Annotated in this window: 22 protein-coding genes; 6 read left to right on the forward strand and 16 right to left on the reverse strand. The window is 33.5% G+C overall.

Annotated elements, in window-relative coordinates; translation table 11 throughout:
- Positions 1 to 4: 4 nt before the first annotated feature.
- The 7 genes from rplW to rpsL all read right to left on the reverse strand — a co-directional run bounded on the left by rplW (position 5) and on the right by rpsL (position 5,310).
- Positions 5 to 295 carry a 50S ribosomal protein L23 gene (rplW, locus tag ASE21_RS19120; protein ID WP_012022489.1) on the reverse strand — a complete coding sequence of 97 codons (291 nt, stop codon included), beginning with the start codon at positions 293 to 295 and terminating at the stop codon, positions 5 to 7.
- 7 nt (positions 296 to 302) lie between these two features.
- Complete coding sequence (gene rplD, locus ASE21_RS19125; RefSeq protein WP_057124293.1) at positions 303 to 932, reverse strand: 50S ribosomal protein L4; 630 nt, start codon at positions 930 to 932, stop codon at positions 303 to 305.
- Positions 932 to 1,549, reverse strand: coding sequence for a 50S ribosomal protein L3 (rplC, locus tag ASE21_RS19130; protein ID WP_057124294.1), 618 nt, complete (start codon positions 1,547 to 1,549; stop codon positions 932 to 934). The genes rplD and rplC overlap by 1 nt, the downstream gene beginning before the upstream one ends.
- Positions 1,550 to 1,942: 393 nt before the next feature.
- The gene (gene rpsJ, locus ASE21_RS19135; protein ID WP_007803605.1) at positions 1,943 to 2,248 is read right to left on the reverse strand and encodes a 30S ribosomal protein S10; all 306 of its coding nucleotides are present in this window, start codon (positions 2,246 to 2,248) and stop codon (positions 1,943 to 1,945) included.
- Between the two features lie 10 nt (positions 2,249 to 2,258).
- Complete coding sequence (fusA, locus tag ASE21_RS19140) at positions 2,259 to 4,415, reverse strand: elongation factor G (protein WP_057124295.1); 2,157 nt, start codon at positions 4,413 to 4,415, stop codon at positions 2,259 to 2,261.
- 10 nt (positions 4,416 to 4,425) lie between these two features.
- Positions 4,426 to 4,902: a 30S ribosomal protein S7 gene (rpsG, locus tag ASE21_RS19145; RefSeq protein ID WP_026727879.1), complete on the reverse strand. Its 477-nt coding sequence runs from the start codon at positions 4,900 to 4,902 to the stop codon at positions 4,426 to 4,428.
- Between the two features lie 24 nt (positions 4,903 to 4,926).
- Complete coding sequence (rpsL, locus tag ASE21_RS19150; RefSeq protein ID WP_007136570.1) at positions 4,927 to 5,310, reverse strand: 30S ribosomal protein S12; 384 nt, start codon at positions 5,308 to 5,310, stop codon at positions 4,927 to 4,929.
- 183 nt (positions 5,311 to 5,493) lie between these two features.
- Here rpsL and ASE21_RS19155 point away from each other — a divergent pair, with 183 nt between their 5' ends.
- From ASE21_RS19155 to ASE21_RS19175, 5 genes are all read left to right on the forward strand, one after another.
- Positions 5,494 to 7,197: a hypothetical protein gene (locus ASE21_RS19155; protein ID WP_082603509.1), complete on the forward strand. Its 1,704-nt coding sequence runs from the start codon at positions 5,494 to 5,496 to the stop codon at positions 7,195 to 7,197.
- A gap of 84 nt (positions 7,198 to 7,281) precedes the next feature.
- Entirely contained in the window at positions 7,282 to 10,539 is a 3,258-nt protein-coding gene (locus ASE21_RS19160; RefSeq protein ID WP_057124297.1) for a SusC/RagA family TonB-linked outer membrane protein, read from the forward strand.
- Positions 10,540 to 10,542: 3 nt separating this feature from the next.
- Entirely contained in the window at positions 10,543 to 12,009 is a 1,467-nt protein-coding gene (locus tag ASE21_RS19165; RefSeq protein ID WP_057124298.1) for a SusD/RagB family nutrient-binding outer membrane lipoprotein, read from the forward strand.
- 84 nt (positions 12,010 to 12,093) lie between these two features.
- Positions 12,094 to 12,828, forward strand: coding sequence for a 23S rRNA (guanosine(2251)-2'-O)-methyltransferase RlmB (rlmB, locus tag ASE21_RS19170; RefSeq protein ID WP_057124299.1), 735 nt, complete (start codon positions 12,094 to 12,096; stop codon positions 12,826 to 12,828).
- A 41-nt stretch (positions 12,829 to 12,869) separates the two neighbouring features.
- Positions 12,870 to 13,667 (forward strand): DUF2490 domain-containing protein, encoded by a 798-nt coding sequence (locus tag ASE21_RS19175; protein ID WP_057124300.1) that lies wholly within the window; start codon positions 12,870 to 12,872, stop codon positions 13,665 to 13,667.
- 1 nt (position 13,668) lies between these two features.
- Here the strand turns inward: ASE21_RS19175 and ASE21_RS19180 are convergent, their stop codons facing one another.
- Together ASE21_RS19180 and ASE21_RS19185 are read right to left on the reverse strand one after the other, a co-directional pair.
- Complete coding sequence (locus ASE21_RS19180) at positions 13,669 to 14,163, reverse strand: hypothetical protein (protein WP_057124301.1); 495 nt, start codon at positions 14,161 to 14,163, stop codon at positions 13,669 to 13,671.
- A 60-nt stretch (positions 14,164 to 14,223) separates the two neighbouring features.
- Complete coding sequence (locus tag ASE21_RS19185) at positions 14,224 to 14,991, reverse strand: rhomboid family intramembrane serine protease (RefSeq protein WP_057124375.1); 768 nt, start codon at positions 14,989 to 14,991, stop codon at positions 14,224 to 14,226.
- Between the two features lie 160 nt (positions 14,992 to 15,151).
- Between ASE21_RS19185 and ASE21_RS19190 the strand changes: the two genes are divergently transcribed.
- Positions 15,152 to 16,429: a replication-associated recombination protein A gene (locus tag ASE21_RS19190; protein WP_057124302.1), complete on the forward strand. Its 1,278-nt coding sequence runs from the start codon at positions 15,152 to 15,154 to the stop codon at positions 16,427 to 16,429.
- A gap of 12 nt (positions 16,430 to 16,441) precedes the next feature.
- Here the strand turns inward: ASE21_RS19190 and ASE21_RS19195 are convergent, their stop codons facing one another.
- From ASE21_RS19195 to ASE21_RS19225, 7 genes are all read right to left on the reverse strand, one after another.
- Positions 16,442 to 17,194 (reverse strand): hypothetical protein, encoded by a 753-nt coding sequence (locus ASE21_RS19195; protein ID WP_057124303.1) that lies wholly within the window; start codon positions 17,192 to 17,194, stop codon positions 16,442 to 16,444.
- A gap of 2 nt (positions 17,195 to 17,196) precedes the next feature.
- The gene (locus ASE21_RS19200) at positions 17,197 to 17,883 is read right to left on the reverse strand and encodes a YjjG family noncanonical pyrimidine nucleotidase (RefSeq protein ID WP_057124304.1); all 687 of its coding nucleotides are present in this window, start codon (positions 17,881 to 17,883) and stop codon (positions 17,197 to 17,199) included.
- A 3-nt stretch (positions 17,884 to 17,886) separates the two neighbouring features.
- Positions 17,887 to 18,576 carry a RadC family protein gene (gene radC, locus ASE21_RS19205; protein WP_057124305.1) on the reverse strand — a complete coding sequence of 230 codons (690 nt, stop codon included), beginning with the start codon at positions 18,574 to 18,576 and terminating at the stop codon, positions 17,887 to 17,889.
- Positions 18,577 to 18,730: 154 nt separating this feature from the next.
- Positions 18,731 to 20,086: a UDP-N-acetylmuramate--L-alanine ligase gene (locus tag ASE21_RS19210; RefSeq protein ID WP_057124306.1), complete on the reverse strand. Its 1,356-nt coding sequence runs from the start codon at positions 20,084 to 20,086 to the stop codon at positions 18,731 to 18,733.
- Between the two features lie 331 nt (positions 20,087 to 20,417).
- A complete protein-coding gene (locus ASE21_RS19215; RefSeq protein WP_057124307.1) occupies positions 20,418 to 22,562 on the reverse strand; it encodes a S46 family peptidase in 2,145 nt (714 codons plus the stop codon).
- 174 nt (positions 22,563 to 22,736) lie between these two features.
- The gene (gene obgE, locus ASE21_RS19220; RefSeq protein ID WP_057124308.1) at positions 22,737 to 23,738 is read right to left on the reverse strand and encodes a GTPase ObgE; all 1,002 of its coding nucleotides are present in this window, start codon (positions 23,736 to 23,738) and stop codon (positions 22,737 to 22,739) included.
- Between the two features lie 149 nt (positions 23,739 to 23,887).
- Entirely contained in the window at positions 23,888 to 25,162 is a 1,275-nt protein-coding gene (locus ASE21_RS19225; protein ID WP_082603510.1) for a hemolysin family protein, read from the reverse strand.
- Positions 25,163 to 25,328: the final 166 nt, after the last annotated feature.

The following is a 25,328-nucleotide window of genomic DNA, read 5'->3' on the forward strand; positions in this document are numbered from 1 at the left end:
TATCTTAGATATTGTTGTAAAAATCAATTGTTTCTCCTTCTTGTACTTGAACAATTGCTTTTTTGATTGCATTTGTCTTTCCACTGATTAAACCACTTTTAGTGTATTTAGTAGATCTGTCTGGTCTCACATTCATTGTGTTAACAGAAACGATAGTTACTCCATAAGCAGCCTCAACAGCTTTCTTAATTTGAACTTTGTTTGCTTTTTTGTCAACAACGAATCCGAAGCGGTTTAGAACTTCACTTTCTTTGGTTACTTTTTCAGTTACTATAGGTCTAATTATGATACTCATACTCCTATTATTTACTTAAATTTTCTTCAATTAACTCTAAAGAACCTTCCAAAAGCACCAAATTATTAGTGTTTAATATTGCGTAAGTGCTTAATTCTGAGCTAGTTACGACATTAGAAGCCTTTAAATTGCGTGACGACAAATATACATTTTTATTTGACTCTCCCAACACAAATAGAGATTTTTTATTTTCTAACCCTAAAGCTTTCAAAACGTTAATGAAATTTTTAGTGTTTGGCGCATCAAAATTAAAGTCTTCAAGAACGATAATATTTGACTCTTTTGCTTTGATTGAGAAAGCTGATTTTCTAGCCAATCTTTTCAAGCCTTTATTCAATTTAAATGAATAACTTCTTGGTCTTGGTCCGAAAACTGTTCCTCCACCTTTAAACAAAGGATTCTTAACACTTCCCGCACGAGCTGTACCCGTACCTTTTTGCTTTTTAATCTTACGCGTACTTCCAGTTACTTCAGCTCTTTCTTTAGCTTTGTGAGTTCCTTGTCTTTGGTTAGCAAGATATTGCTTAACATCAAGATATACTGCGTGATTGTTTGGTTCAATTGCGAATACTGAATCAGAAAGTTGAACTTTTCTACCAGTATCTTTTCCGTTGAAATCTAATACTTTTACTTCCATTACTTCTGAATGATTACGTAAGAGTTTTTGTGCCCAGGAATACATCCTTTAACAACAAGTAGATTCTTCTCAGCAACTACTTTTAAAACTCTAAGGTTTTGAACTTTTACATTATCTCCTCCCATTCTTCCAGCCATACGCATTCCTTTGAATACTCTAGATGGATAAGAAGAAGCTCCTACAGAACCTGGCGCTCTTAAACGGTTGTGCTGACCATGAGTAGCTTGCCCAACACCACCAAAACCGTGACGTTTAACAACCCCCTGGAAACCTTTACCTTTAGACACACCTTGTACGTCTACAAATTCTCCTTCTTCAAAAATAGAAACATCAATAAGATCTCCTAATTTTTGTTCAGTTGCAAAATCTTGGAATTCAACGACTTTTTTCTTAGCAACAGTTCCAGCTTTTTTAAAGTGACCTAAAGCCGCTTTAGTAGAATGTTTCTCGTTTTTGTCATCGAAACCAAGTTGCAACGCTTCGTACCCGTCAACACCTTTGGTTCTGACTTGGGTAACAACACACGGCCCAGCCTCGATTACTGTACAAGGAATGTTTTTCCCGTTTTCGTCGAAAATACTAGTCATGCCGATTTTTTTACCAATTAACCCAGACATAAATATTAATTATTAATTACTAAAATTCCCTTCAATTTGAAAATAACAGAAATTTCCAAACAGGGAGTGCAAAAGTAGATATTAAAATTGAATATACCAAACAGTTATAAAAATTAAATCGCTCATTATCAAAATCCAAGCATTAAACGCATCGCAAAAGTGACCATTTTCATTCTAAAATTCAAACCTTACATTTAAATTAAATATCTTTCACACTTAACATTTAATCACATAAATAACAACAAAAAACTTCCGCACCGCGCTAAAACAAAGAGTTTTAAACATTTCAATATTTTACAATCTTTAAAATTTCAAATAAAAAACCTTCATGTATAAACAAAAAAAAGCGAGACAAAAATGCCTCGCTTTTTATATATTAAAAATATAAAAAAATTATACTTTTATTTCAACTTCAACTCCACTTGGCAATTCAAGTTTCATTAAAGCATCAATAGTTTTAGATGAAGATGAATAAATATCAATCAATCTCTTGTATGACATTACTTCAAATTGCTCTCTCGCTTTTTTGTTAACGTGCGGAGAACGTAATACAGTGAAAAGTTTTTTGTGAGTTGGCAACGGAATTGGACCTGTTACAACCGCTCCAGTAGTTTTTACTGTTTTTACGATCTTTTCAGCAGATTTATCTACCAACATGTGATCGTAAGATTTTAGTTTTATTCTGATTTTTTGACTCATTTTCTTAAAATTAAGCGTTACCTTTTGCTTTTTTGATTACCTCTTCTGAAACGTTAGAAGGTGTTTCTGCATAGTGAGAAAACTCCATTGTTGAAGTAGCTCTACCAGAAGATAATGTTCTTAACGTTGTTACGTATCCAAACATTTCTGACAAAGGCACATCAGCTTTAATAGTTTTAGCACCATTTCTATCACCCATATCATTAACCTGACCTCTACGACGGTTCAAGTCACCAACGATATCACCCATGTTTTCTTCAGGAGTAATAACTTCGATTTTCATGATTGGTTCTAAGATAACAGCTCCTGCAGCTTTACCAGATTCTTTATAACCCATTCTTGCAGCTAATTCAAAAGAAAGAGCATCAGAATCCACAGGGTGGAAAGATCCATCTGTCAAAGTCACTTTTAAACTATCTACAGCATATCCTGCTAATGGACCAGTTTTCATAGCTTCTCTAAATCCTTTTTCAACAGCCGGGATATATTCTTTAGGAACGTTACCACCTTTTACAGCATTGATAAACTGTAATCCAACTGGAACTTTACCATCAACTTCATCAGCAGGTTCGATTGTAAATACGATATCACCGAATTTACCACGACCCCCAGATTGTTTTTTGTAAGTTTCTCTGTGTGTTGCAGATCTTGTAAATGCTTCTTTGTACTCAACTTGAGGCTCACCTTGGTTTACTTCAACTTTGAATTCACGTTTCATTCTATCAACCAAGATATCTAAGTGAAGCTCACCCATACCAGAGATAATAGTTTGACCTGAAGCTTCGTCTGTTCTAACAGTAAAAGTCGGATCTTCTTCAGCTAATTTTGCCAAAGCCATACCCATTTTATCAACGTCAGCTTTAGTTTTCGGCTCAATTGCAATACCAATTACAGGATCAGGGAATTTCATAGACTCCAAAATAATTGGATTCTTTTCATCACATAATGTATCTCCAGTTTTGATATCTTTAAACCCTACAGCAGCTCCAATATCTCCAGCCTCAATAAAGTCGATTGGATTTTGTTTGTTAGCGTGCATTTGGTAAATACGAGAAATTCTCTCTTTGTTACCAGAACGAGTATTTAAAACATAAGAACCAGCATCTAAACGTCCAGAATAAGCACGGAAGAAAGCTAAACGACCTACGAATGGGTCAGTAGCAATTTTAAATGCCAAAGCAGCAAACGGCTCTTTTACATCTGGCTTACGTAAAATTTTAGTTTGATCTTCTTCTAATAAATCAGCATCATCAGGATGAATACCTTCGATACCTTCTTTATCTAAAGGAGATGGCAAATATTTACAAACTGCATCTAACATAAACTGAACTCCTTTATTTTTGAAAGAAGAACCAGCAAGCATAGGAATGATTGCCATGTCGATTGTAGCAGCTCTTAAAGCATTATTAATCTCTTCTTCAGTAATAGAGTTCTCATCCTCCATATACTTATCTAAAAGATTTTCGTCGTAAGTAGCAATTTCTTCGATAAGGATAGAACGGTATTGTCTAACCTCGTCAACCATGTCAGCAGGAATATCAACGATATCAAAAGTAGCTCCTTGAGTTTCATCATGCCATACGATAGCCTGATTTTTAACTAAGTCAACAATACCTTTAAAATCAGCCTCATCACCAATAGGTAAAGTAATTGCAACCGCATTCGATTTCAACATATCTTTAACCTGTCCGCATACTGCTAAGAAGTTTGCACCTTGACGGTCCATTTTATTTACGAATCCCATACGTGGAACTCTATATTGATCCGCAAGTCTCCAGTTAGTTTCTGATTGCGGCTCAACACCATCAACAGCACTAAACAAGAAAACTAAACCATCAAGTACACGTAAAGAACGGTTTACCTCTACAGTAAAGTCAACGTGTCCAGGAGTATCAATAATATTAAAGTGATAAGGTAATGATTCCGGAAGAACTTTACCTTGCTCAGTTGGAAAATTCCAAGTACAAGTTGTAGCTGCAGAAGTAATTGTAATACCTCTTTCCTGCTCTTGTGCCATCCAGTCCATTGTTGCAGCACCATCGTGCACCTCACCAATTTTGTGTGATTTTCCAGTATAAAAAAGAATACGCTCAGTAGTTGTTGTTTTACCAGCATCAATGTGAGCAGCGATTCCGATATTTCTTGTATATTTTAAATCTCTAGCCATTTCTTACGAATTAAAATCTAAAGTGAGAGAATGCTTTGTTAGCTTCTGCCATTTTGTGAGTATCCATTCTTTTCTTAACTGCAGCACCTTCTTCTTTAGCAGCAGCTAAACACTCTGATGCTAAACGTTGTGCCATAGATTTTTCGTTTCTTCTTCTAGAATAAAGTATTAACCACTTCATTGCCATAGAGATCTTTCTGTCTGGACGAATTTGCATTGGAATTTGAAATGTAGCTCCACCAACTCTACGGCTACGTACTTCTACGTGAGGCATAACGTTTGTTAAAGCATCTTTCCAAATTTCTAATGAAGTTTTTTCATCATTTTGCTTCTTAGTTTCGATGATATCAATAGCATCATAAAAAACTTTAAAAGCTGTAGACTTCTTACCGTCCCACATTAAGTTGTTTACAAAACGTGTTACCAATTGATCATTAAATCTTGGATCTGGTAAAAGTGGTCTTTTCTTTGCCGCTCTTTTTCTCATGTCTTTTTCTTAAAAGTTTTTAAATTACTTTTTTGCTTCTTTTGGGCGTTTAGCACCGTACTTAGATCTTCTTTGCGTTCTTCCTGCAACACCTGACGTGTCAAGCGCTCCACGAACGATATGATATCTAACACCTGGTAAATCTTTTACCCTTCCGCCTCTAACTAATACTATCGAGTGCTCTTGTAAATTGTGTCCTTCTCCAGGGATGTAAGCATTCACCTCATTACCATTTGTCAAACGTACACGCGCAACTTTACGCATTGCAGAGTTTGGTTTTTTTGGTGTAGTAGTGTAAACACGCGTACAAACCCCTCTTCTTTGAGGACAAGAATCTAAAGCAACCGATTTACTCTTCTTAGTTATCTGAGTTCTTCCTGTTCTTACTAATTGTTGAATTGTTGGCATAATTAATACTAAAAATTAATATGATATTAAATTCCCGCTTTTTACGGGGTTGCAAATGTATAAAATAAATTTCAGTATACAAACGTTAATCTATTAATTTTCAACAAGATTATTTAATAGTATGTTTTTTCAAACAAACAATAGATATTTGCACTTCGTTTAATTAAACAAAAATTATACAAATTGAAAAAGTTTTTTCAGACATTGTTTTTTCTTTTGATAAGCATCTCCGCTTACACTCAAAATTTTTATTTAAAAATAAACGGATCAAACAGTATTGAAAACAAAACTATTGACTCACTAAATTACAAGACTGCTCACACAAATATAAAATCTCTTTTTAATGAGATCAAACTCACTTCAAACAGACTTTCCAAAGAAGGCTATTTGGATGTCAAAACAGTAGAAACCAAACAAATAAATGACAGCACTTATATATCATTTTTAGACTTAAAAAAAAGAGTAAAATATGTGCATATATATATAGGTATAAATTATCCATTTTTAAATTTCGAAGAAACACTAAACGACACCGTAATTATTCCTTATCCTGAAATTGAAAACTACTTAAATCAAAAAACAATTAGTGCCGAAAAAGCAGGTTTTGCACTCAATAAAATAAAACTCAAAAATATCCGGAGAAAGAATTTAATAATTTATGCCGACTTAAATTTTGAATCTGAGAAAAAAAGAACTTTAAATTCTATTATCCTAAATTATGCAAATAACAATTCTGCTAATTTTTTTCCGAAAGGACATCTAAAACAACTTAATAAAAAATATCTAAACAAAATATTTAATCGAGAAATTACAAAACAGCTTTACGAAGACATAAACAATTTTGAGTATGTTTCTCAAACAAAATATCCTGAAATACTTTTCACAAAGGACTCAACTAAAATTTATGCATATGTAGAAAAAAGAAAAGCAAATACATTTGATGGATTTATTGGTTTTTCAAATGATGAAAATAAAAAAGTAACACTCAACGGTTATCTTGACGTTTTACTAATCAACACACTTCATGCGGGAGAACAATTTTCTTTGTACTGGAAAAGTGACGGAAATCAACAAAAAACTTTTAACACAAGACTTGAAATTCCATATATTTTTAAATCTTCACTTGGAATCAAAGCCCAATTAAACATCTTTAAGCAGGACAGTACTTTTCAAAACACAAAAACTGCTATTGACCTTGGATATTACATCAATTATAATTCAAAAATATATCTGGGATACCAATCCACAGAATCAAGCGATATTCAAAACACAAACAATGCAATTATAAGTGACTTCAATAATTCATATTTTACATCAACATACGAGTATAAAAAAACAGACTACGGCAATAACTTAATGCAGAAAAAAGCTTTTTTAAATTCATTAATCGGGCTCGGAAAAAGAGACACAAATAGTGACTTAGAAACAGCGGGGCCAAGCAGCCAATTTTTTGTAAATCTAAATGCCGGCTATAATTTTGAACTCAACAGTAAAAATTATATTAACATAAATTCACAAAATTTTTATTTGCAAAGCAAAAATTACATTTCTAATGAATTATTTCGTTTCGGCGGAAATAAGTCAATCAGAGGTTTTTTGGAAAACAGTCTTCAGGCAAACTTTGCAAGCAGCATTCTTACAGAGTACAGATATATCGTTTCTTCCAATCTTTATATTAACTCCATTCTCGATTACGGAATATATCAAGACTTAACAAGCCTTTCGGACCCAAAAAAAATAAAAAAATTAATAGGAATTGGAATTGGAACATCAATACAAACTCCTAACGGATTAATAAATATTAACCTTACAAATGGCGGAGAGAAAATTCAGGAGTTACAATTATATAACACTATCATAAACATATGTTATAATGTTAAATTTTGACCTTTAACGAAAAAAAAAAATATTTTACTAGGAAAGTTAACAAATTATTAAGAGTTTTGCGATACTAATTCAAAATATTTAAAAATGAAACTAAAGTTCAATGGATTCTTAGTGCTTTTATTAGTACTAGTTGCGCAACTTTCTTTTGCGCAAGAAAGAGCTGTTTCGGGAACAGTTTCTGACAATGCAGGAATGCCTTTACCAGGTGTTAGTGTAATAGTCAAAGGAACAAAATCTGGAACGCAAACCGATTTTGATGGTAAATACTCTATCAAAGCTTCATCAAGCCAAATTTTGGTATTTAGCTACATTGGGATGAAAACCCAGGAAATAGCTGCAACTTCATCAACAGTTAACGTAAAATTAGCTGGTGATGCACAAGAACTTGAAAGTGTTGTTGTAACAACAGCTTTAGGTGTTAAAAGAGAGAAAAAATCTCTTGGTTATGCAACACAAGAGGTAAAAGGAGGAGATTTAAGAAATGGTACTTCAAGTGGTAACTTCTTAAATGAACTTTCTGGAAAAGTTGCAGGGGTTAACGTTAGAAGAAACACTAACTTTGGTGGTTCTACAAGTGCAATTTCTCGTGGGGTTAAAGCTATCAATCAAAGTAATGAGATGCTTATTGTAATTGACGGTATGCCAATTAACAATGGAAACAATACTAATGATGGTACAGTAGCTCAATCAAGAGGTGCTCAAGGTTATGACTACGGAAATAACGGTATGGATATCAACCCAGAAGACATCGAAAGTGTTAACGTATTAAAAGGTGCTGCTGCATCTGCATTATACGGATACTTAGCTGGTAACGGGGTTTTAATGATTACAACTAAAAAAGGTAAAGCAAAAAGAGGTTTAGGTATTACTGTTTCTTCTGAAGTAGTTACTGGAGTAATCGATAAAAGCACTTTTACTAAATACCAAAAATCATACGGAGCTGGATACGGTGCTTCTTTTGATACTACACAAGATATCAATGGAGATGGTGTAAATGACAGAGTTGTATATATGGGAGATGACGCTTCTGTTGGAGCAGCTTTCGATCCATCGTTAAATGTTTACCAATGGGATGCTTTTTCTGCATATCCAGGAAACAACAATTATGGAAAAACTACTCCTTGGACAGCGGCTAAAAATGATCCAACGTCATTCTTCAAAAATTCTTTATCATTAGTAAATACTATCTCATTTGAAGATGGTAACGATAAAACAAACGTTGTATTTAATTATACAAACAGCAAACAAACAGGTGTAATGCCTAATAGCGAAATAAACAAAAATAACTTCAGTTTAAAATTAAATCACCAATTTACTGACAAGTTATCTTTGAGTACTTTTGCTAACTTTTCAAATCAAGCAACAGTTGGTAGAAACATGACTGGATACAGTGACAACTTAGTTTCTGGTTTCCGTCAATGGTGGCAGACAAACGTAGATTTGAAACAATTAGAGCAAGCATACAACGCTTCAGGCGGACAAAACGTAACTTGGAACAGAACATCTGTAAGTAATGGATTCCCAGCTTACTGGAATAACCCATACTTTGATCGTTACAAAAACTACCAAAATGATAGTAGAAATCGTTTTGTTGGATATGCTAACTTAACTTACAAAATTGCTGACTGGTTATCTGCTACAGCAAAAATATCTACAGATACTTACGCTGAGCTTCGTGAAGAAAGATTAGCAGTAGGTTCAGTTGGAAAAACTTTCGGTATCAATGCTTTCACAGAAACTTCAGGATACCAAAGATATAATGGTAACTTCTCTGAACAGAACTACGATTTATTACTTAACTTCAAACATAACTTTGGTGAAAACTTTAGTTTAACTGGAGTATTAGGTGGAACTGTAAGAAGAAACTATTTCAATCAAATTACTGCTTCTACAGAAGGAGGACTTATTGTTCCTGGTCTTTATAGCTTAGACAACTCTGTTTCTGGAAGTCCATTCCCTTACGAAAGAGAAACTAAAACTGGAGTAAACAGTTATTTTGCTTCTGTTTCATTAGGTTACTTAGATCAATTCTTTATTGATGCAACATCAAGAAGAGATGCATTCTCTCAATTACCAGAAGGTGACAACTCATTATTCAGTAACTCTATTTCTGGAAGCTGGGTTTTCACAAAAGCTATTGATGCAAGCTGGTTAACATTTGGTAAATTAAGAGGTGGTTACTCTGAGAGCCCACTTGGAACTCCAACATTGGCATTAGTTGATACTTACACAAAAATCAACTCATTCAATGGACAACAACAATATTCAGTAAACTCTACAAAAAACAATCCTAACTTAAAACCTATCAAAACTGAAACAGAAGAGATTGGTCTTGAGATGCAATTCTTAAACAGAAGAGTTGGATTTGACGTGAGTTTATACAAAAATACAAACGACGGCGAAGCTATTCCAGTTCCTTACTCAACTGCAACAGGTTACTCAACTCGTTATGTAAACGCTGCAACTATTCAAAACAAAGGTATTGAGGTTCAATTTAACGCAACTCCAATTAAAACAAATGATTTTGCATGGGATATTACAGTTAACTGGTCTAAAAACGACAATAAAGTAATCGCATTAGCTGATGGTGTAGAAAACTTATTAATTGGTGGTTCTTACCCAGGTGGTGTTACTTTAAACGCTGTTGTTGGAAAACCTTTCGGAGTTCTTAAAGGAACAGATTATACTTATACTGCTGATGGTCAAAAAATTGTTAACCCAACAACAGGAAGATACGTAATCAATACTTCTACAAATAACATTATTGGTGATATTAACCCTGATTGGATTGGTGGTATCCGTAACAAATTTTCATACAAAAGTCTTTCTTTCAGTTTCTTAATTGACATGAAAAAAGGTGGAGATATCTTTTCTACTGACCAATGGTATGGTGTTGGTACTGGTTTAACTGATGAAACTGCTGGATTAAATGATCTTGGAAACCCAAAAAGAAATTCAGTTGCTACTGGCGGAGGTATAATCAACCCAGGAGTTTATGCTGATGGTACTCCAAACACAACAAGAACTGCTTACTCAACTGGTGGAGCTATTACAAACGCTTACTCAAACGGGCCAAGAAGTCAATATGTATATGATGCTGGTTTTATTAAATTAAGAGAGGTTAATATTACTTATACATTACCAACTTCATTAGTACAAAAAATCAAATTAGTGGATGCAAAAATCTCACTTATTGGATCTAACTTATGGATAATTGACAAGAACCTTCCAGATGCTGATCCAGAAAGTGGTTTAGGATCTAACATTGGATCTGCAGGTTTATCTATCGGATCTCTTCCAACCACTAGAAACATTGGTTGCAACTTAACAATAAAATTCTAAGCTATGAAAAATAGACTGCTTATATTAATACCACTTTTATCCTTGTTTGCATCATGTACTGATGATATTACAGGATTAAACACGGACACTAAACGTCCAACTTACACTCAGGCTGAGTACTTATTTACCAACGCAGAACATGCAATGGTAGATCAAGTAACAAGTACTTCTGTTAACTTTAACGTTTTCAGATTATTTGCTCAACAATGGACAGAAGTTCAATACCCACAAGAAAGTCAATATGATCTTACTGGTAGAACTATTCCTGATACACACTGGACTACATATTACCGTGATGTATTAAAAGATTATAAAGAAGCTAGACAAATTTTGGTTGATTCAAAAGCTACTTACACTGGAGCTCCTGAAGGATTAATCGTTATTAACAATAAAATTGCTGTAATTGATATCTTAACTGCATATACTTATGGTATTTTAGTTGACACTTTTGGAGATGTTCCGTACAGTGAAGCTTTAGATATTATCAATCACCCACTGCCAAAATACGACGATGCTCAAACAATTTACAGAGATCTTATCTCAAAATTAACAACAGCATCTAACTCTTTAGATTCAAGTGAAGATAGTTTTGGAGATGCTGATTTAGTTTACGGTGGAGATGTAGCAAAATGGGCTAAATTTGCTAATTCGTTACGTTTAAGAATGGCAATCAATATGCATGATGTTGATGCTGCTTATGCTTCAACTCAAGCTATTGCTGCTGTTAATGATGGTATTATTACATCTAGTGCTGATGGAACTTACATGAATTATGCTGCAACTCAGCCAAATGCTAACCCATTATACGTTGATTTAGTTGCTTCTGGCCGTAATGACTTTATTCCTGCAGATACATTTGTAAATAAATTAAACGCTCTTAGTGACCCAAGAAGACCTCAATATTTTACTGAATACCCAGTTGGATCAGGATTATACAAAGGAGGAGTTTATGGAGCAATTAATACTTACGATGCATTCTCTCACTTAACTGAAACAATTAAAGAGCCAACATATCCTGGTGTATTATTCACTTATTCAGAAGTTGAATTTTTACTAGCTGAGGCTGTTGAAAGAGGTATTGCTGTTGGTGGTACTGCAGCATCTCACTACAATGCAGCTATTACAGCTTCTATGTTAGACTGGGGTGTAGCACCTGCTGCTATTGCAACTTATTTAGCAAGACCTGATGTAGCTTATGCTACTGCTACAGGAACTTGGAAGCAAAAAATTGGAGAACAATCATGGATCGCTTTATTCAATAGAGGATTTGAAGCTTGGACTTCTTACAGAAGATTAGACTACCCTGCTTTACAAGTACCTGCTGTAACTTATGGTGATATCACTGAAGTTCCAAAACGTTATTCTTATCCTAACAGAGAGCAAACGCTTAATGCTACTAGTTTAGCAGCAGCAGTTGCTAAACTAGGTAACAATAATGTTACTACTAAAATATTCTGGGATAAACAATAATTTTGTTCCAAATCAATACCAAAAACCATCCTGTTCATTCAGGGTGGTTTTTTTTTATATAAACATTATACTTATATTTGCCCTATGGAAAAAGAACATCAAATATTTGGCATTAGAGCCATTATAGAGGCAATACAAGCAGGACAGGAAGTCGATAAAGTATTTATACAAAAAGAGATTTCGGGAGAATTAATGAAAGACCTAATGAAGGTAATGAAACGTGCTAACATTAATTTTTCTTATGTACCTGTTGAAAAACTAAACCGATTAACGCCAAATAATCACCAGGGTGCCGTTGCTACAATTTCACCAATTGGATTTATCGATATTGAACATTTAGTTGAATCCACTATTGAATCAGGGTCTAAACCATTATTTTTAATATTAGATCAAATTTCAGACGCTCGAAATTTTGGAGCTATTATCAGAACTGCTGAATGCACAGGAGTCAACGGAATCATCATTCAAAAAGCAGGTTCAGCTCCGGTAAATGGAGATACTGTAAAAACATCTGCCGGTGCGGTTTTTAATGTTCCAATATGTAAAGTTGAACATATTAAAGATGCAATATTCTATTTACAAGGATCTGGAATAAAAACTGTGGCTGCTACAGAAAAAACAGATCAAAATATTTACGATTTATCATTAAACGAACCATTAGCAATTATAATGGGATCTGAAGACAGGGGTATCAATCCTTCTGTACTTAAAATCGTTGATGAAAAAGCAAAATTACCAATGTTTGGCTCAATTGGATCGCTTAATGTGTCTGTGGCCTGTGGTGCATTTTTATATGAAACTGTACGTCAGAGAAGTTAAGTAATACAAGAATTAGGAATGACAAATAAATAGTAAATTTTATGTCTTCACAACCTAATCATTTCTTACTAAAAAAAATAAGTCCAATACTTATAACAATTATTTTTGCAAGTATTGGTTATGGCCAAACCATACACTATAATCAATTTTGGGGTGAAGTTCAATTTAACAGAACTATAAACGAAAAATGGTCTGCAGAATTAAACATCGGAACGAGTTACAGCAGTACAAAATCCTCACCAAATATATTCGAACAAAACACTCAACGGTTTTTTAGAGGCTGGGGACATTATTATTTGTCACCACGATGGAAACTGTCAACTTCTATTGGTTATTTTGACAATAAAGATGTACCTGAAATAGGTCAGTTTGCTTCACCAGAATGGAGATATGCCTTACAGGGAATCTATTACTTTCATAAAGCCGGTTACACATTAAGTACAAGAATGCGGGCTGAACTTCGGCACATGAAAAACGAAGATGATACTCATGAAAATGTAATACGTTATCGGCAGCAGATAAAATACATACAACCTGTAAACAGTAAAATCCTGCGTTCCGGAGTAATTTATGTACTGGCTTCTGACGAACTTTTCTTTAAATCAGGAACTAAAGTTACAGGTCTTAGTTTTTTTGACAGGAACAGATTAAATATTGGTGCCGGATATTTATTTACCGATGATATTCAAGTTGAATTAGTCTATGCGAATGATTTCCTTCCCAGAGACAATGCAGACCAAATTGTCAATGCTGCTTCGCTAACGCTTAAATTTAATAATCTTTTTAAAAACATACATAAAAAGTTATTGGATAAAGCTGAAGCTCTTAATGAAGATTAAGTTACTTTTCTTTCTTCAAAAAACACGCCAGCTGTTTTAAGATTTCGTCTTTGTGCAATTTAAAATTATAATCACGAACAAACTCTGTTCCTTTCATATTGATTGATGCGACTACAGCTTCAAACTTAGAAAAAGCATCAATATCTTTATTATCTATCAAATAAAGAACCTGCATTATAGAATCGTTTTGAATATATTGAGTATCATAATGCGTTAATTTATACTTTTCATTATTAGCTAAGCGTATAATTAAATCGTCAGTTATGTTTTTTCCGGTTTTTTTTTCCGGGAAAGGAGTCGGCTGCAAAGCCACAAAATAATTTTCTTTATCAGTAACGATATTAATTTTTAGTGATTTCGACTTGGTTGTATAAAATACTGCCGGATCGAAATAATATACCATTGAACCATCTGCAAGAACTTTATTCTTTACATTGCATTGGGCAAAAGACTCAATTGAAGTCAAAACCAAAATTGTCAAAAAAAGCTTTTTCATTATACAATTTGTAAATGGTTGTAACAAAATTAATCATTTTCTTTAAATGCTTTTAAACAATCAAAATTTATCTCCTGATTCTGATTTAGTTACAATATAATTTACCTCTATAGTAGAATTAAAATATGATTCGGGATTATTATTTTCGTTTTCCTCTTCCGTTTCTGTATTAACAAAATTGCCATTTTCATCAAAATGTTTCATAAAAGCATCTTGTTGAGGATCAAAATCTGGTTTTTGCCAATCGTAAAGTATTGGTTTTGAATATTCAGGTGTTTTATAATAGAGCGAAAGACCAAATCCTGTAATAAATCCGGCCAAATGTCCTTCCCATGAAATTGCCGCATCAACATCTGGAAATATATACCAGATCATTCCGCCATAAAGCAAAATAACAGATAATGAAAGCGCAACTAAACGATAATATTTAGTTTGAATTCCTTTAAAAAAAATAAAACTTACCAGAACATAAATTAATCCACTCGCTCCAATATGAAAATTTGAACGTCCTATAATCCATGTTATTAATCCTGAAAACAAAATTCCATAACAAATAACTGCTAGTGACTGTTTTGGATAAAAAAACTGTAAAGCTGCCAATAATACAAATAACGGAATTGAATTATTATATAAATGCTCTAAGTTTTCATGAATAAACGGACTGAATAAAACTCCTTGTAAACCTGAAAAATCCCGCGGATAAATTCCATGCTGATAAAAATCAAAATCAAACCGAATCTGCATCCAATAAATAATCCATAATAAAAGCACAAAAAATGCCGGCAGTCCAATAATAGCATTTGAAAATTTAAAGTGATTATCATTCATATTATTCGATTCTAATTTATGTTTTGACATCAAAAAACTATCCAAATAAAATTTACTGATAATTTGTCAGCTTAAGATTTATATGTTAAATGTTTCCGAATGAATAAGTATATAGTTTTACTGAAGGTAAAATTAAATCTGAAAATAGTAATTTTACAAAATGGAAGCACCTTTAGCAGAGCGTATTCGCCCACAGAAATTAGAAGATTATGTAAGTCAAAGTCATTTGGTTGGACCAAATGGTTCGCTGACGCAGCAAATTTCGAGAGGAATAATACCTTCGTTGATTTTCTGGGGACCTCCCGGAACCGGAAAAACAACTTTGGCACAAATTATTGCGCAGGAATCAAAACGTCCTTTTTATATTTTAAGTGCAATTAATTCCGGAGTTAAAGATATTCGGGATGTTATTGATAAAGCGAAACAAAGCGGAGGCTTATTTACAGCCAAAAATCCTATCTTATTTATAGATGAGATTCATCGATTTAGTAAATCGCAGCAGGATTCCCTTTTGGCCGCTGTCGAAAAAGGATGGATTACACTTATTGGCGCAACAACAGAAAACCCAAGTTTTGAGGTTATTCCCGCATTATTATCGCGCTGTCAGGTTTATATATTAAATGCTTTTTCAAAAGACGATTTAGAAGCCTTATTACATCGTGCCATGAAAATTGATGTCGAATTGGCATCTAAAAATATAACTTTAAAAGAAACAGAAGCCCTGCTCCGTCTTTCTGGCGGCGATGGCAGAAAGTTGTTGAATATTTTTGAACTTGTTGTAAATGCTTCTCCAAATGACGAAGTAATTATTACCAATGACCGGGTCCTTAAACTTGTACAACAAAATACAGTTTTATACGATAAAACAGGCGAACAGCACTATGATATTGTTTCGGCATTTATTAAATCAATAAGAGGAAGCGACCCAAATGGTGCAGTTTATTGGCTTGCCAGAATGATTGAAGGTGGAGAAGATGTAAAATTTATCGCCAGAAGAATGTTGATTTTATCCAGTGAAGATATAGGAAATGCCAATCCAACTGCATTTATTATGGCAAATAATACCTTTCAGGCCGTATCTACAATTGGTTATCCTGAAAGTCGTATCATTTTAAGTCAGTGCGCCATTTATTTAGCAACATCCCCAAAAAGCAATGCTTCCTATATGGCTATTGGAAATGCACAGCAGCTGGTAAAACAAACCGGAGATTTACCCGTTCCAATTCATTTGCGAAATGCTCCAACGAAGTTGATGAAAGAATTAGGCTATGGAGAAGATTATAAATACTCTCATGACTATGCCAATAATTTTGCAGAACAAGAATTTTTACCAGATGCTATAAAAGAAACGGTTCTTTACAATCCGGGAAGCAATTCGAGAGAGAACAGCAACCGCGAATTTTTAAAGAACCGCTGGAAAGATAAATATGGTTATTAAACCTTATTTTATTTAAAATTTTACAGAAATTTTTTCAGAAACCAATTTGTCATTTTGATAATATTCAAAATACCATTGATTGTCCTTTGCATTTAAAGAACCTTGTATTCCATCTTTAATTGCTATAAAAGAATCCGCACGCGAAGTTTTAAGCAGCTTCATTACCACTTTTGGTGTTTTATCAATTAATTGAAAACCATTTTCTGTTGGCTGTGCGTATAATAAATTCGGATCTGAAAGATTTACATTGACAGCTGGTTTTTCTTCAACTGGAGTATTTGCAGCTACAGTTACAGCAGCCGCAGCAGGTTGTACTTGTACTGCATTTGAAGAAGAAACAGATTTTCCGCTGTATTGATAATGCAAACCAATTACAGATGTAAATGCATTTTCAAGACTTTCTTTATAGGCAACTTCATATTCTTTTTCTCTGCTTTTTCCGGTTTCAGATGTGTAAATTACTTTTCCATAACAATCTTTAAACTCAATAAAAAGTTTAGTTACCAAAAAGGCATTGTCCTTTTTTACATCAATATACAAAAGTTCACATCTGTCGAATCCAGCCGGGATCTGTTCATTGGTATAAAACGCCTGAAATCCTGCTTTGAGTAAATTTGACTTTGTTAATGTAGCTAATCTGTACTGATTTTCAGTTTTAAGAAAGTCATATTTTAATGGAATTATAACAGCTTTGTAATCATTAACAGATTGCGAAAATCCAATTAAAGAGCAAAGAAACAGAGCTAATAAAGCTTTTATTTTCATAATTATAAATATTTTTTTAGTTCTAGTAAATGGTTAATTTGTTTAAAATTCTTAGGTACTTCAACATTTCTTACGTTAAAAAAAATGGCATCTAGTCCAGCATTTAAAGCTCCATGAACATCTGCATCAAGATCGTCGCCAATCATAATACTATTTTGTTTTGATGCCTGAGCCAAATTGACAGCATAATCAAAGATAATACTATTTGGCTTTTTAACTCCCGCTAATTCAGAATTTGTAATTGTGCTGAAATAACCTCCAAGTGAAGCATTATTGATTTTTTTAGTCTGAACACTCGCAAAACCGTTTGTAATAATATGGAGTTTATATTTTGGTTTTAAATATTCTAAAACTTCAATTGCACCATCAAACAAATAATTATTATCGGTTAGAAACTCAATATAATCATTGGCAATCTGATCTATATTTTCATCTGAAATAACATAATTCAAAGCATCAAAAGAAAATTTTAATCTATTGTATCGCAATTCCTGATGTGTAATCTGGTCATTTTGGTACAAGCGCCAGCATTCCTGATTTATTGGAACATATTTCTCAATAAAATCTTCAATTCTTATATGACCAAAATTATTTTTAAAAATACGATCAAAAGCCATTTCAGAGTTCTTGTCAAAATCCCAAAGAGTATGATCTAAATCAAAAAAAATGTCTGTAATATTAGTGTTCATAAATTAAAAAATTCCTTCATCTACAAAACTATAATATTTTGTTTCAGTTATTATCAAATGATCCAAAACTTTAACATCTAGTATCTCCCCTGCTGTTTTCATTTTCTTTGTAATTTGCATATCGGCATCGCTGGGATTTAGATTTCCCGAAGGATGATTATGACACAAAATCAATCCTGTAGCACCGTTTTCTAATGCCAGTTTAAAAACTAACCTGACATCGACCACAGTTCCTGTTATACCTCCTTTGCTCAATTGCGATTTAGAAATAACCTTATTTGAATTATTAAGAAAAAGCACCCAAAATTCTTCATGGGGAAGTTCACCAATAATTGGCTGCATTATTTCAAATATCCCTTTACTTGAAGTTATTTTTTTAAATTTCAATGCATCCTCACTTCTTTGTCTTCTTCCTAATTCTAATGCAGAAACGATAGAAATGGCCTTCGCCTCACCTATTCCCTTAAATTGTGTTAATTGAGCAATAGACATTTTTCCTAAAACATTTAGATTTCCTGCATTCAGCAAGATGCGTTTGCTTAAATCTACAGCCGATTCATTTCGGCTTCCCGATCCTATTAAAATAGCAACTAATTCTGCATTACTTAAAGATTCTTTTCCTTTTAACAGGAGTTTTTCACGCGGACGGTCATCTTCAGACCAGGTAGTAATAGGAAAATAAGTGTTTTCCATTTAATTTATATTTATGATTATCAAGTATATTTTAAAAAACATTTTCGGCGAATATATCAAATATATAAGAAAAATCATTCAAATAAATTTGTGTAAATAAAAATGCCAATTACAATAAGCAATTGGCACATTATCAAATTTCTAGTTTGATTAATTATTCAATCAAACCTTTTACTTCATCAAAATTTAAACCTCCGTAATTTCCAGAGCTCATTAATAAAAGTGCAGAATTATCTAAATTCAGATTAAAAAGATATTCTTTAAATTCAGCCGGATTGGTATAAATGATTAGATCTTTTCTATTAAAAGAATTTGCAATCTGCTCATAAGTAACTTCTTCTAACTGCTTAATTTTTACAGCATCTGGCGAATAAAAAACAACTGCAACATCTGCATATTCTAATGCGCCTTCATATTCTTTTAAAAATTCAGCATTTAAACTGCTGTATGTGTGCAATTCTAAACACGCAACCAAAGTTCTGTTTGGATATTGTTCTTTTACAGCTTTTGTCGTTGCAGCAACTTTACTTGGCGAATGTGCAAAATCTTTGTAAGCTACTTTTCCTTTTCCTTCGGCAATTTTTTCTAAGCGTTTTGATGCCCCTTTAAAACTAGCGATGGCTTCATAAAAATCGGCTTCGTCAACTCCCATGTTTTGGCAGATCCATTTTGCTCCGGCAAGATTATTTAAATTATGCGCTCCAAAAACTTCAATTGGCATATCGCCTTCTGGAGTTTTTAATAATGTTACACCATCATTAACGGTATACTCCGGAGTATGATAAGGAAGTTTCCTGATTGGATTTGTCGCAGCTTCAGAAACTCTTTTTACCTCAGGATCATTTTCGTTGTAAACCAAAATTCCGCCATTTGTAATTTTTGAAATAAAGATTTCAAACTGCTCAACATAATTTTCATACGTTGGAAAAACATTAATATGATCCCATGCAATTCCTGAAATCAAAGCAATATTAGGCTGATACAAATGAAATTTCGGACGGCGATCAATTGGAGATGATAAATATTCATCGCCTTCTAAAACCACAAAATCATTTTCTTCTGTTAAATGCACCATTGTATCAAAACCTTCTAATTGTGCACCCACCATATAATCCACTTCTATATTATGATAATGCATTACGTGCAGAATCATCGAAGTGATAGTTGTTTTTCCGTGAGATCCTCCAATAACAACACGGGTTTTATTTTTAGACTGCTCGTATAAAAATTCAGGATATGAATAAATTTTAAGACCCAATTCCTGCGCTTTTAACAATTCGGGATTATCAGCTTTTGCATGCATTCCAAGAATTATGGCATCAATATCGGCAGTGATTTTTTCAGGAAACCAACCCATTTCAGCAGGAAGAATTCCTTTTTTTTCTAATCTTGATTTTGAAGGCTCAAAAATAGCATCGTCACTTCCTGTAACCTGATAGCCTTTATTATGTAATGCTAATGCTAAATTGTGCATAGCGCTTCCGCCTATAGCGATGAAATGTGTTTTCATTTAAAATGTTTAATCGTTAAACTGTTTAATTGGTTAATCGAAATACCCAATAACTGATAAAACTCAAATAATTATTTTTCAAAAATAAGTAAATATAAAATGTGTTATTTGGTTTTACTGATAAATTAGTACTTTGTACAGAAAATATTTTAGAAATAATTCCTGCCTTAAATTAACAGTCACTATAATAAAAATTCTGTTTAATTAAAATTGCAGCATACATAAAAACTTGATTACACTCATCCTGAGAGGTTTTAAATGCAAAAACAACAAAAAAACCCGACAGGTTATTAAAACCTATCGGGCTTGATATTTATTTCAGAAACCGGAATTATTTTACAATCGTCAATTCGTCGATGATATTTTTAGCTCCGGCGTATTTATCGATAATCCAAAGTACATAACGAATATCAACATTGATAGTTCTTTGTAATTTAGGATCAAAAATAACGTCTCCAGCCATAGCTTCGATATTTCCGTCAAAAGCAATTCCAATTAATTCTCCTTTTCCGTTAAGAACCGGTGAACCAGAGTTTCCTCCTGTGATATCATTATCCGTTAAGAAGTTAACTGGCATATACCCTGCTTTATCAGCATATTGTCCAAAATCTTTTGCTTTGTTTAATTCTAATAAACGTTTTGGCAAATCAAATTCCTGATCTCCTGCTTTATACTTTTTCACCATACTTTCCATTGTAGTATAATTGTTGATCGCAGCATCATTACGAGGATCAGCTGGTAAAGCACGAACTTTTCCGTAAGTTAGTCTCAGGGTAGAGTTGGCATCAGGATATTGAATCGCATTTAATTTTGATTCTCTCAAGCCTTCAACCAGTTCACGATAAGCGATTGCAAAACCATCATCTGCTTTTGCCTGATCGTCTGTTTTAGAACGGTATTTTGTCAATAAATCATTAGAAATAATATACAAAGGATCATGCACAATCGCTAATGGTTTTGGATCAGCCATAAATGCTAATACTTTTTCTTTTGTAGTAAAATAACTTACTTCAGCTGCTTTTGCTACATCTGCAGTAAAATCACCATTATTTTCTGATTTCATTTTGGCAATTTGCGGAGCTAATCCATATTCAGCAGCCTTAGAAGCATATAAATTTAATTGTGCAGTCAACAAGTCTTTTTCTAATGGAGCATAAAAATTACCATAGATATTCTCAATCATTGAGTTGATCTTAGGAAGCATTTCTGCTCTCTTTGCTTCATTTTCTTTATAATAAGCAATTAATTCATTTCCTAAATTAGCAGGTCCTGCTGCATACGCCGATGTACGTAAAAGCTGCATCAAGTAATTATCGTGGCGCGCTTTTAAGTTCGTTTCTCTATAATAATCGTTAATCGTCGGAATTACATTTTCATATTTTTCTTTATTCGCAGGTTTACTTGCCCACTCATAAAATTTATCTTCCTGTTGTGATTTAGTATCTACTGTTCCGGCTTTTGTTAAAGCGTCAATCATACCCTGGCGGTTTTTCCAGTAATTTGCTGTAGAAGCATATTTAGATGCATATTGCAAACGAACTGTTGCATCTTTGTCCATATACTTTTTCATTTGATCCATTCCGGTTTTAGCACCTTCAACCCATGCAGGATAAGCATATTTAATATTTTGCTCGATTCCGCCCGCCGGCATCCATCGATTTGTCCTTCCCGGGTAACCTAAAATCATGGCGAAATCATTTTCTTTCACACCTTTAATACTTACCGGCAAATAATGTTTTGGGTTCAAAGGCACGTTGTCTTTTGAGTAAGCTGCCGGATTTCCGCTTTTATCAGCATACACTCTAAACATAGAGAAATCTCCTGTTTGGCGAGGCCATTCCCAGTTGTCAGTGTCTCCTCCAAATTTCCCAACACTTTCCGGAGGTGTTCCCACTAAACGAACGTCTGTATAATCCTGATAAACGAAATAGTAATATTCATTTCCCTGAAAGAAAGGACGAACAGAAACAGTATATTTTCCGTTTTCGCTATTTTCTTTTTCGATCAGGCTAATTTCCTGCTGAATGATTTTGTTTCGTTCAGTTTCAGTCATTGTATCATTTACTTTTGACAAAATTCTTTTAGAAACATCGTCCATACGAACAAAGAAACGAACATACAGAGATTTTGGTTTCATTTCGGCACTTCTCTCTTTTGCCCAAAAACCATCTTTTAAATAGTTTTGCTCTGCAGTTGAAAGTTCTGCAATTGCATTATATCCACAGTGATGATTTGTTAAAACCAATCCGTCTTTAGAAACGATTTCAGCAGTACAACCACCGTTAAATTGTACAATTGCATCTTTTAAACTGTGGTGATTAATACTGTAAATTTCTTCGGCTGTTAATTGCAAGCCCATTTTTTCCATATCTCTATGGTTCAATCTTTCGATAAACATCAGGAACCACATTCCTTCATCAGCTCTTACAGGAAAAGCCATAAGGCACATGGTAAAGAATAAAATTATTTTTTTCATGTTATTTTGTTTAAGTTATGCGAATATAAGTCATTTTCATAATTATTCGATTTAAAAGAAGAGCAAAAATGAATATGATTATATTTTTTTCGCTTTTTATTAAGAATTTAACATTTTAAAAAACAAAAAAAGGCGTCCTTTTCAGAACACCTTTTTTAAATATGTAAAATAATTTTACTCGTTAAGCATTTTCCAAAGTTTATCTTTTAAATCTGTCAAACCTTGCTGTGCAACAGATGAAATAAACATGTACGGAATATCTTTAAATGAAACGTCTAATTCTGCTTTTAATTCTGCTTTAAGTTCGTCGTCCAGCATATCACATTTTGAGATAACCAAAAGACGTTCTTTGTCCAGCATTTCAGGATTATATTTTGTCAGCTCATTAACAAGAATATCATATTCTGCTTTAATATCCGGTGTATCAACCGGAACTAAAAACAATAAAGTTGAGTTACGCTCAATGTGACGCAGAAAATAATGTCCTAAACCTTTTCCTTCTGCAGCACCTTCAATAATTCCCGGAATATCTGCAATTACAAAAGACTGAAAATCCCTGTAAGCTACAATTCCTAAATTTGGTTTTAAAGTCGTAAAAGGATAATCTGCAATTTTTGGTTTTGCCGAAGTTAATACAGACAATAAAGTGGATTTTCCCGCATTTGGAAAACCAACTAAACCAACATCTGCCAGAACCTTAAGTTCCAGAATAACGTCCATTTCTATTCCCGGCAAACCTGGCTGTGCATAACGCGGGGTTTGGTTGGTCGAACTTCTAAAATGCCAGTTTCCTAAACCTCCTTTTCCTCCTTTAGCCAGAATTCTTTTTTCGCCGTCTTCTGTAATTTCAAAAAGTGTTTCTCCGGTTTCCTTGTCTTTTACAACAGTTCCCAAAGGCACTTCAATAAATTTATCATCTCCATCTGCTCCTGTGCTTCGATCTCCTCCTCCATCTCCGCCGTGTCCTGCTTTAATGTGACGGGCAAATTTTAAATGAAATAATGTCCAGAGTCCTTTATTCCCAACTAAATACACATGCCCTCCGCGACCTCCATCTCCTCCGTCGGGACCGCCTTTTTCAATAAATTTCTCTCTATGTAAATGCGTTGATCCTTTTCCTCCTTTACCGGACGAAACATATATCTTAACGTAATCTACAAAATTTCCTTCTGTCATTTTTCTGAATTTCAGATTTTAGATTTTTAGATTTAGATTGAAATCCAACTAAAACTACTCACTATCCTCTTATTATTATCTATATTTAAATTGAAAGCCATAATTATAAACCAGGTAAAACTCATAATTTATAACTCATAACTCAATTTTTATTCTTTTAAAGCTTTTACCAAAACTTTATCAATCTTAACGCCATCCATATCGACCACCTCTAAGATAAATTTTTGCCAAACCAGTTTTTCACCTTCTTTTGGAATATGCGAAAGCTCGGTCATAATCATTCCGCTAACAGTATTTACTTCGTAATCATTTGTTAGTTCATCTAACTCAAAATAAGTTAAAAAATCGTGTAATGAATAATGTCCGTCAACCAGCCATGAACCATCTTCTCTTTCTACGAGCTGAAATTCATCTTTATAAAATTCTGATGCGTCTCCAACCAAAGCTTCCAAAATATCATTCAGCGTAATTAATCCCTGAAAAACTCCATATTCATCAGAAACCAAAGCATAATGGACGCCTGTTTTTTTGAAGTTTTCCAATGCTTTATAAGCAGTTGTCTGCTCCATTAAATAAGGAGCATCAGATATTATTGAAGCAAAATCAAAATGATCATTTTCAATATTGGCAAAAATGTTTTTAAGTGTTGCTACACCGACAATGTCATCATAATTTTCATTATAAACCGGATATACGGTATGCAGATCCTGAACAACTAATTCTTTTATTTTAACTTTATCAGCATTTAGCGGCAGCATATCAACCGATTTTCGGTGTGTCATTAAAGAACTTACTTTTCTGTCTCCAATATGAAAAACACGCTCAACGATATCCTGCTCAATTTCCTGAACTTCTCCAACTTCGGTTCCTTCTTTAATGATTGCTTTAATTTCTTCCTCGGTAACTTTTCCGTCAGCTGTTGGTTTTATTTGTAAAACATTCAGCAGAAAATCTGTTGAAGAGGTTAATAACCAAATGAAAGGCGCTGTAATAATCGAAATTACCTTCATTGGCATGGCAACCATTTTTGCAATTGATTCGGGATAGTTTAATCCAATTCGTTTTGGAAGCAGTTCTCCTAAAACCAAAGAGAAAAAAGTTAAAACAACTACCACAATTCCAACCGCAATTGAATGTGCATAAGGTTTTAAAGCGGCAAATCCGGCAACAAAAGCCTCAACATCGAAAGTAATTTTATCTCCGGAATAAATACCGGTCAAAATTCCGATTAAGGTAATTCCGATTTGTACCGTTGATAAAAATTTATTTGGGGAATTGGCCAGATCCAGTGCTGTTTTAGCACTTTTATTTCCTTTTTTTGCTGCTGTTTCCAGTCTGTTTTTTCGTGCAGAAATTAATGCAATTTCAGACATCGAGAAAACCCCGTTTAATAATATTAGAAAAAATATAATTAGTATTTCCAATTTGTGGCTTGTTCGTTATAAAATAGTCTCGTTAATATAATTTGTAATCTCAATTTTTTAATAACTGTAAGTTAAAAAACTAATTTTTCTAACCCAAATATTCATTCTCAAATTTGAAAACTCCTTTTAAGGTTAGAAAAATAGTTTTTCTGCTTCCCGATGGCCC

The sequence above is a fragment of the Flavobacterium sp. Root901 genome (genome assembly GCF_001429765.1).
Lineage (GTDB): Bacteria > Bacteroidota > Bacteroidia > Flavobacteriales > Flavobacteriaceae > Flavobacterium.

Bases quoted from the DNA above. Each gene is read 5' to 3' on its own strand.
- rplW (WP_012022489.1), bottom strand. From the start codon at position 295: ATGAGTATCATAATTAGACCTATAGTAACTGAAAAAGTAACCAAAGAA.
- rplD (WP_057124293.1), bottom strand. From the start codon at position 932: ATGGAAGTAAAAGTATTAGATTTCAACGGAAAAGATACTGGTAGAAAA.
- rplC (WP_057124294.1), bottom strand. From the start codon at position 1,549: ATGTCTGGGTTAATTGGTAAAAAAATCGGCATGACTAGTATTTTCGAC.
- rpsJ (WP_007803605.1), bottom strand. From the start codon at position 2,248: ATGAGTCAAAAAATCAGAATAAAACTAAAATCTTACGATCACATGTTG.
- fusA (WP_057124295.1), bottom strand. From the start codon at position 4,415: ATGGCTAGAGATTTAAAATATACAAGAAATATCGGAATCGCTGCTCAC.
- rpsG (WP_026727879.1), bottom strand. From the start codon at position 4,902: ATGAGAAAAAGAGCGGCAAAGAAAAGACCACTTTTACCAGATCCAAGA.
- rpsL (WP_007136570.1), bottom strand. From the start codon at position 5,310: ATGCCAACAATTCAACAATTAGTAAGAACAGGAAGAACTCAGATAACT.
- ASE21_RS19160 (WP_057124297.1), top strand. From the start codon at position 7,282: ATGAAACTAAAGTTCAATGGATTCTTAGTGCTTTTATTAGTACTAGTT.
- ASE21_RS19165 (WP_057124298.1), top strand. From the start codon at position 10,543: ATGAAAAATAGACTGCTTATATTAATACCACTTTTATCCTTGTTTGCA.
- rlmB (WP_057124299.1), top strand. From the start codon at position 12,094: ATGGAAAAAGAACATCAAATATTTGGCATTAGAGCCATTATAGAGGCA.
- ASE21_RS19175 (WP_057124300.1), top strand. From the start codon at position 12,870: ATGTCTTCACAACCTAATCATTTCTTACTAAAAAAAATAAGTCCAATA.
- ASE21_RS19180 (WP_057124301.1), bottom strand. From the start codon at position 14,163: ATGAAAAAGCTTTTTTTGACAATTTTGGTTTTGACTTCAATTGAGTCT.
- ASE21_RS19185 (WP_057124375.1), bottom strand. From the start codon at position 14,991: ATGAATGATAATCACTTTAAATTTTCAAATGCTATTATTGGACTGCCG.
- ASE21_RS19190 (WP_057124302.1), top strand. From the start codon at position 15,152: ATGGAAGCACCTTTAGCAGAGCGTATTCGCCCACAGAAATTAGAAGAT.
- ASE21_RS19195 (WP_057124303.1), bottom strand. From the start codon at position 17,194: ATGAAAATAAAAGCTTTATTAGCTCTGTTTCTTTGCTCTTTAATTGGA.
- ASE21_RS19200 (WP_057124304.1), bottom strand. From the start codon at position 17,883: ATGAACACTAATATTACAGACATTTTTTTTGATTTAGATCATACTCTT.
- radC (WP_057124305.1), bottom strand. From the start codon at position 18,576: ATGGAAAACACTTATTTTCCTATTACTACCTGGTCTGAAGATGACCGT.
- ASE21_RS19210 (WP_057124306.1), bottom strand. From the start codon at position 20,086: ATGAAAACACATTTCATCGCTATAGGCGGAAGCGCTATGCACAATTTA.
- ASE21_RS19215 (WP_057124307.1), bottom strand. From the start codon at position 22,562: ATGAAAAAAATAATTTTATTCTTTACCATGTGCCTTATGGCTTTTCCT.
- obgE (WP_057124308.1), bottom strand. From the start codon at position 23,738: ATGACAGAAGGAAATTTTGTAGATTACGTTAAGATATATGTTTCGTCC.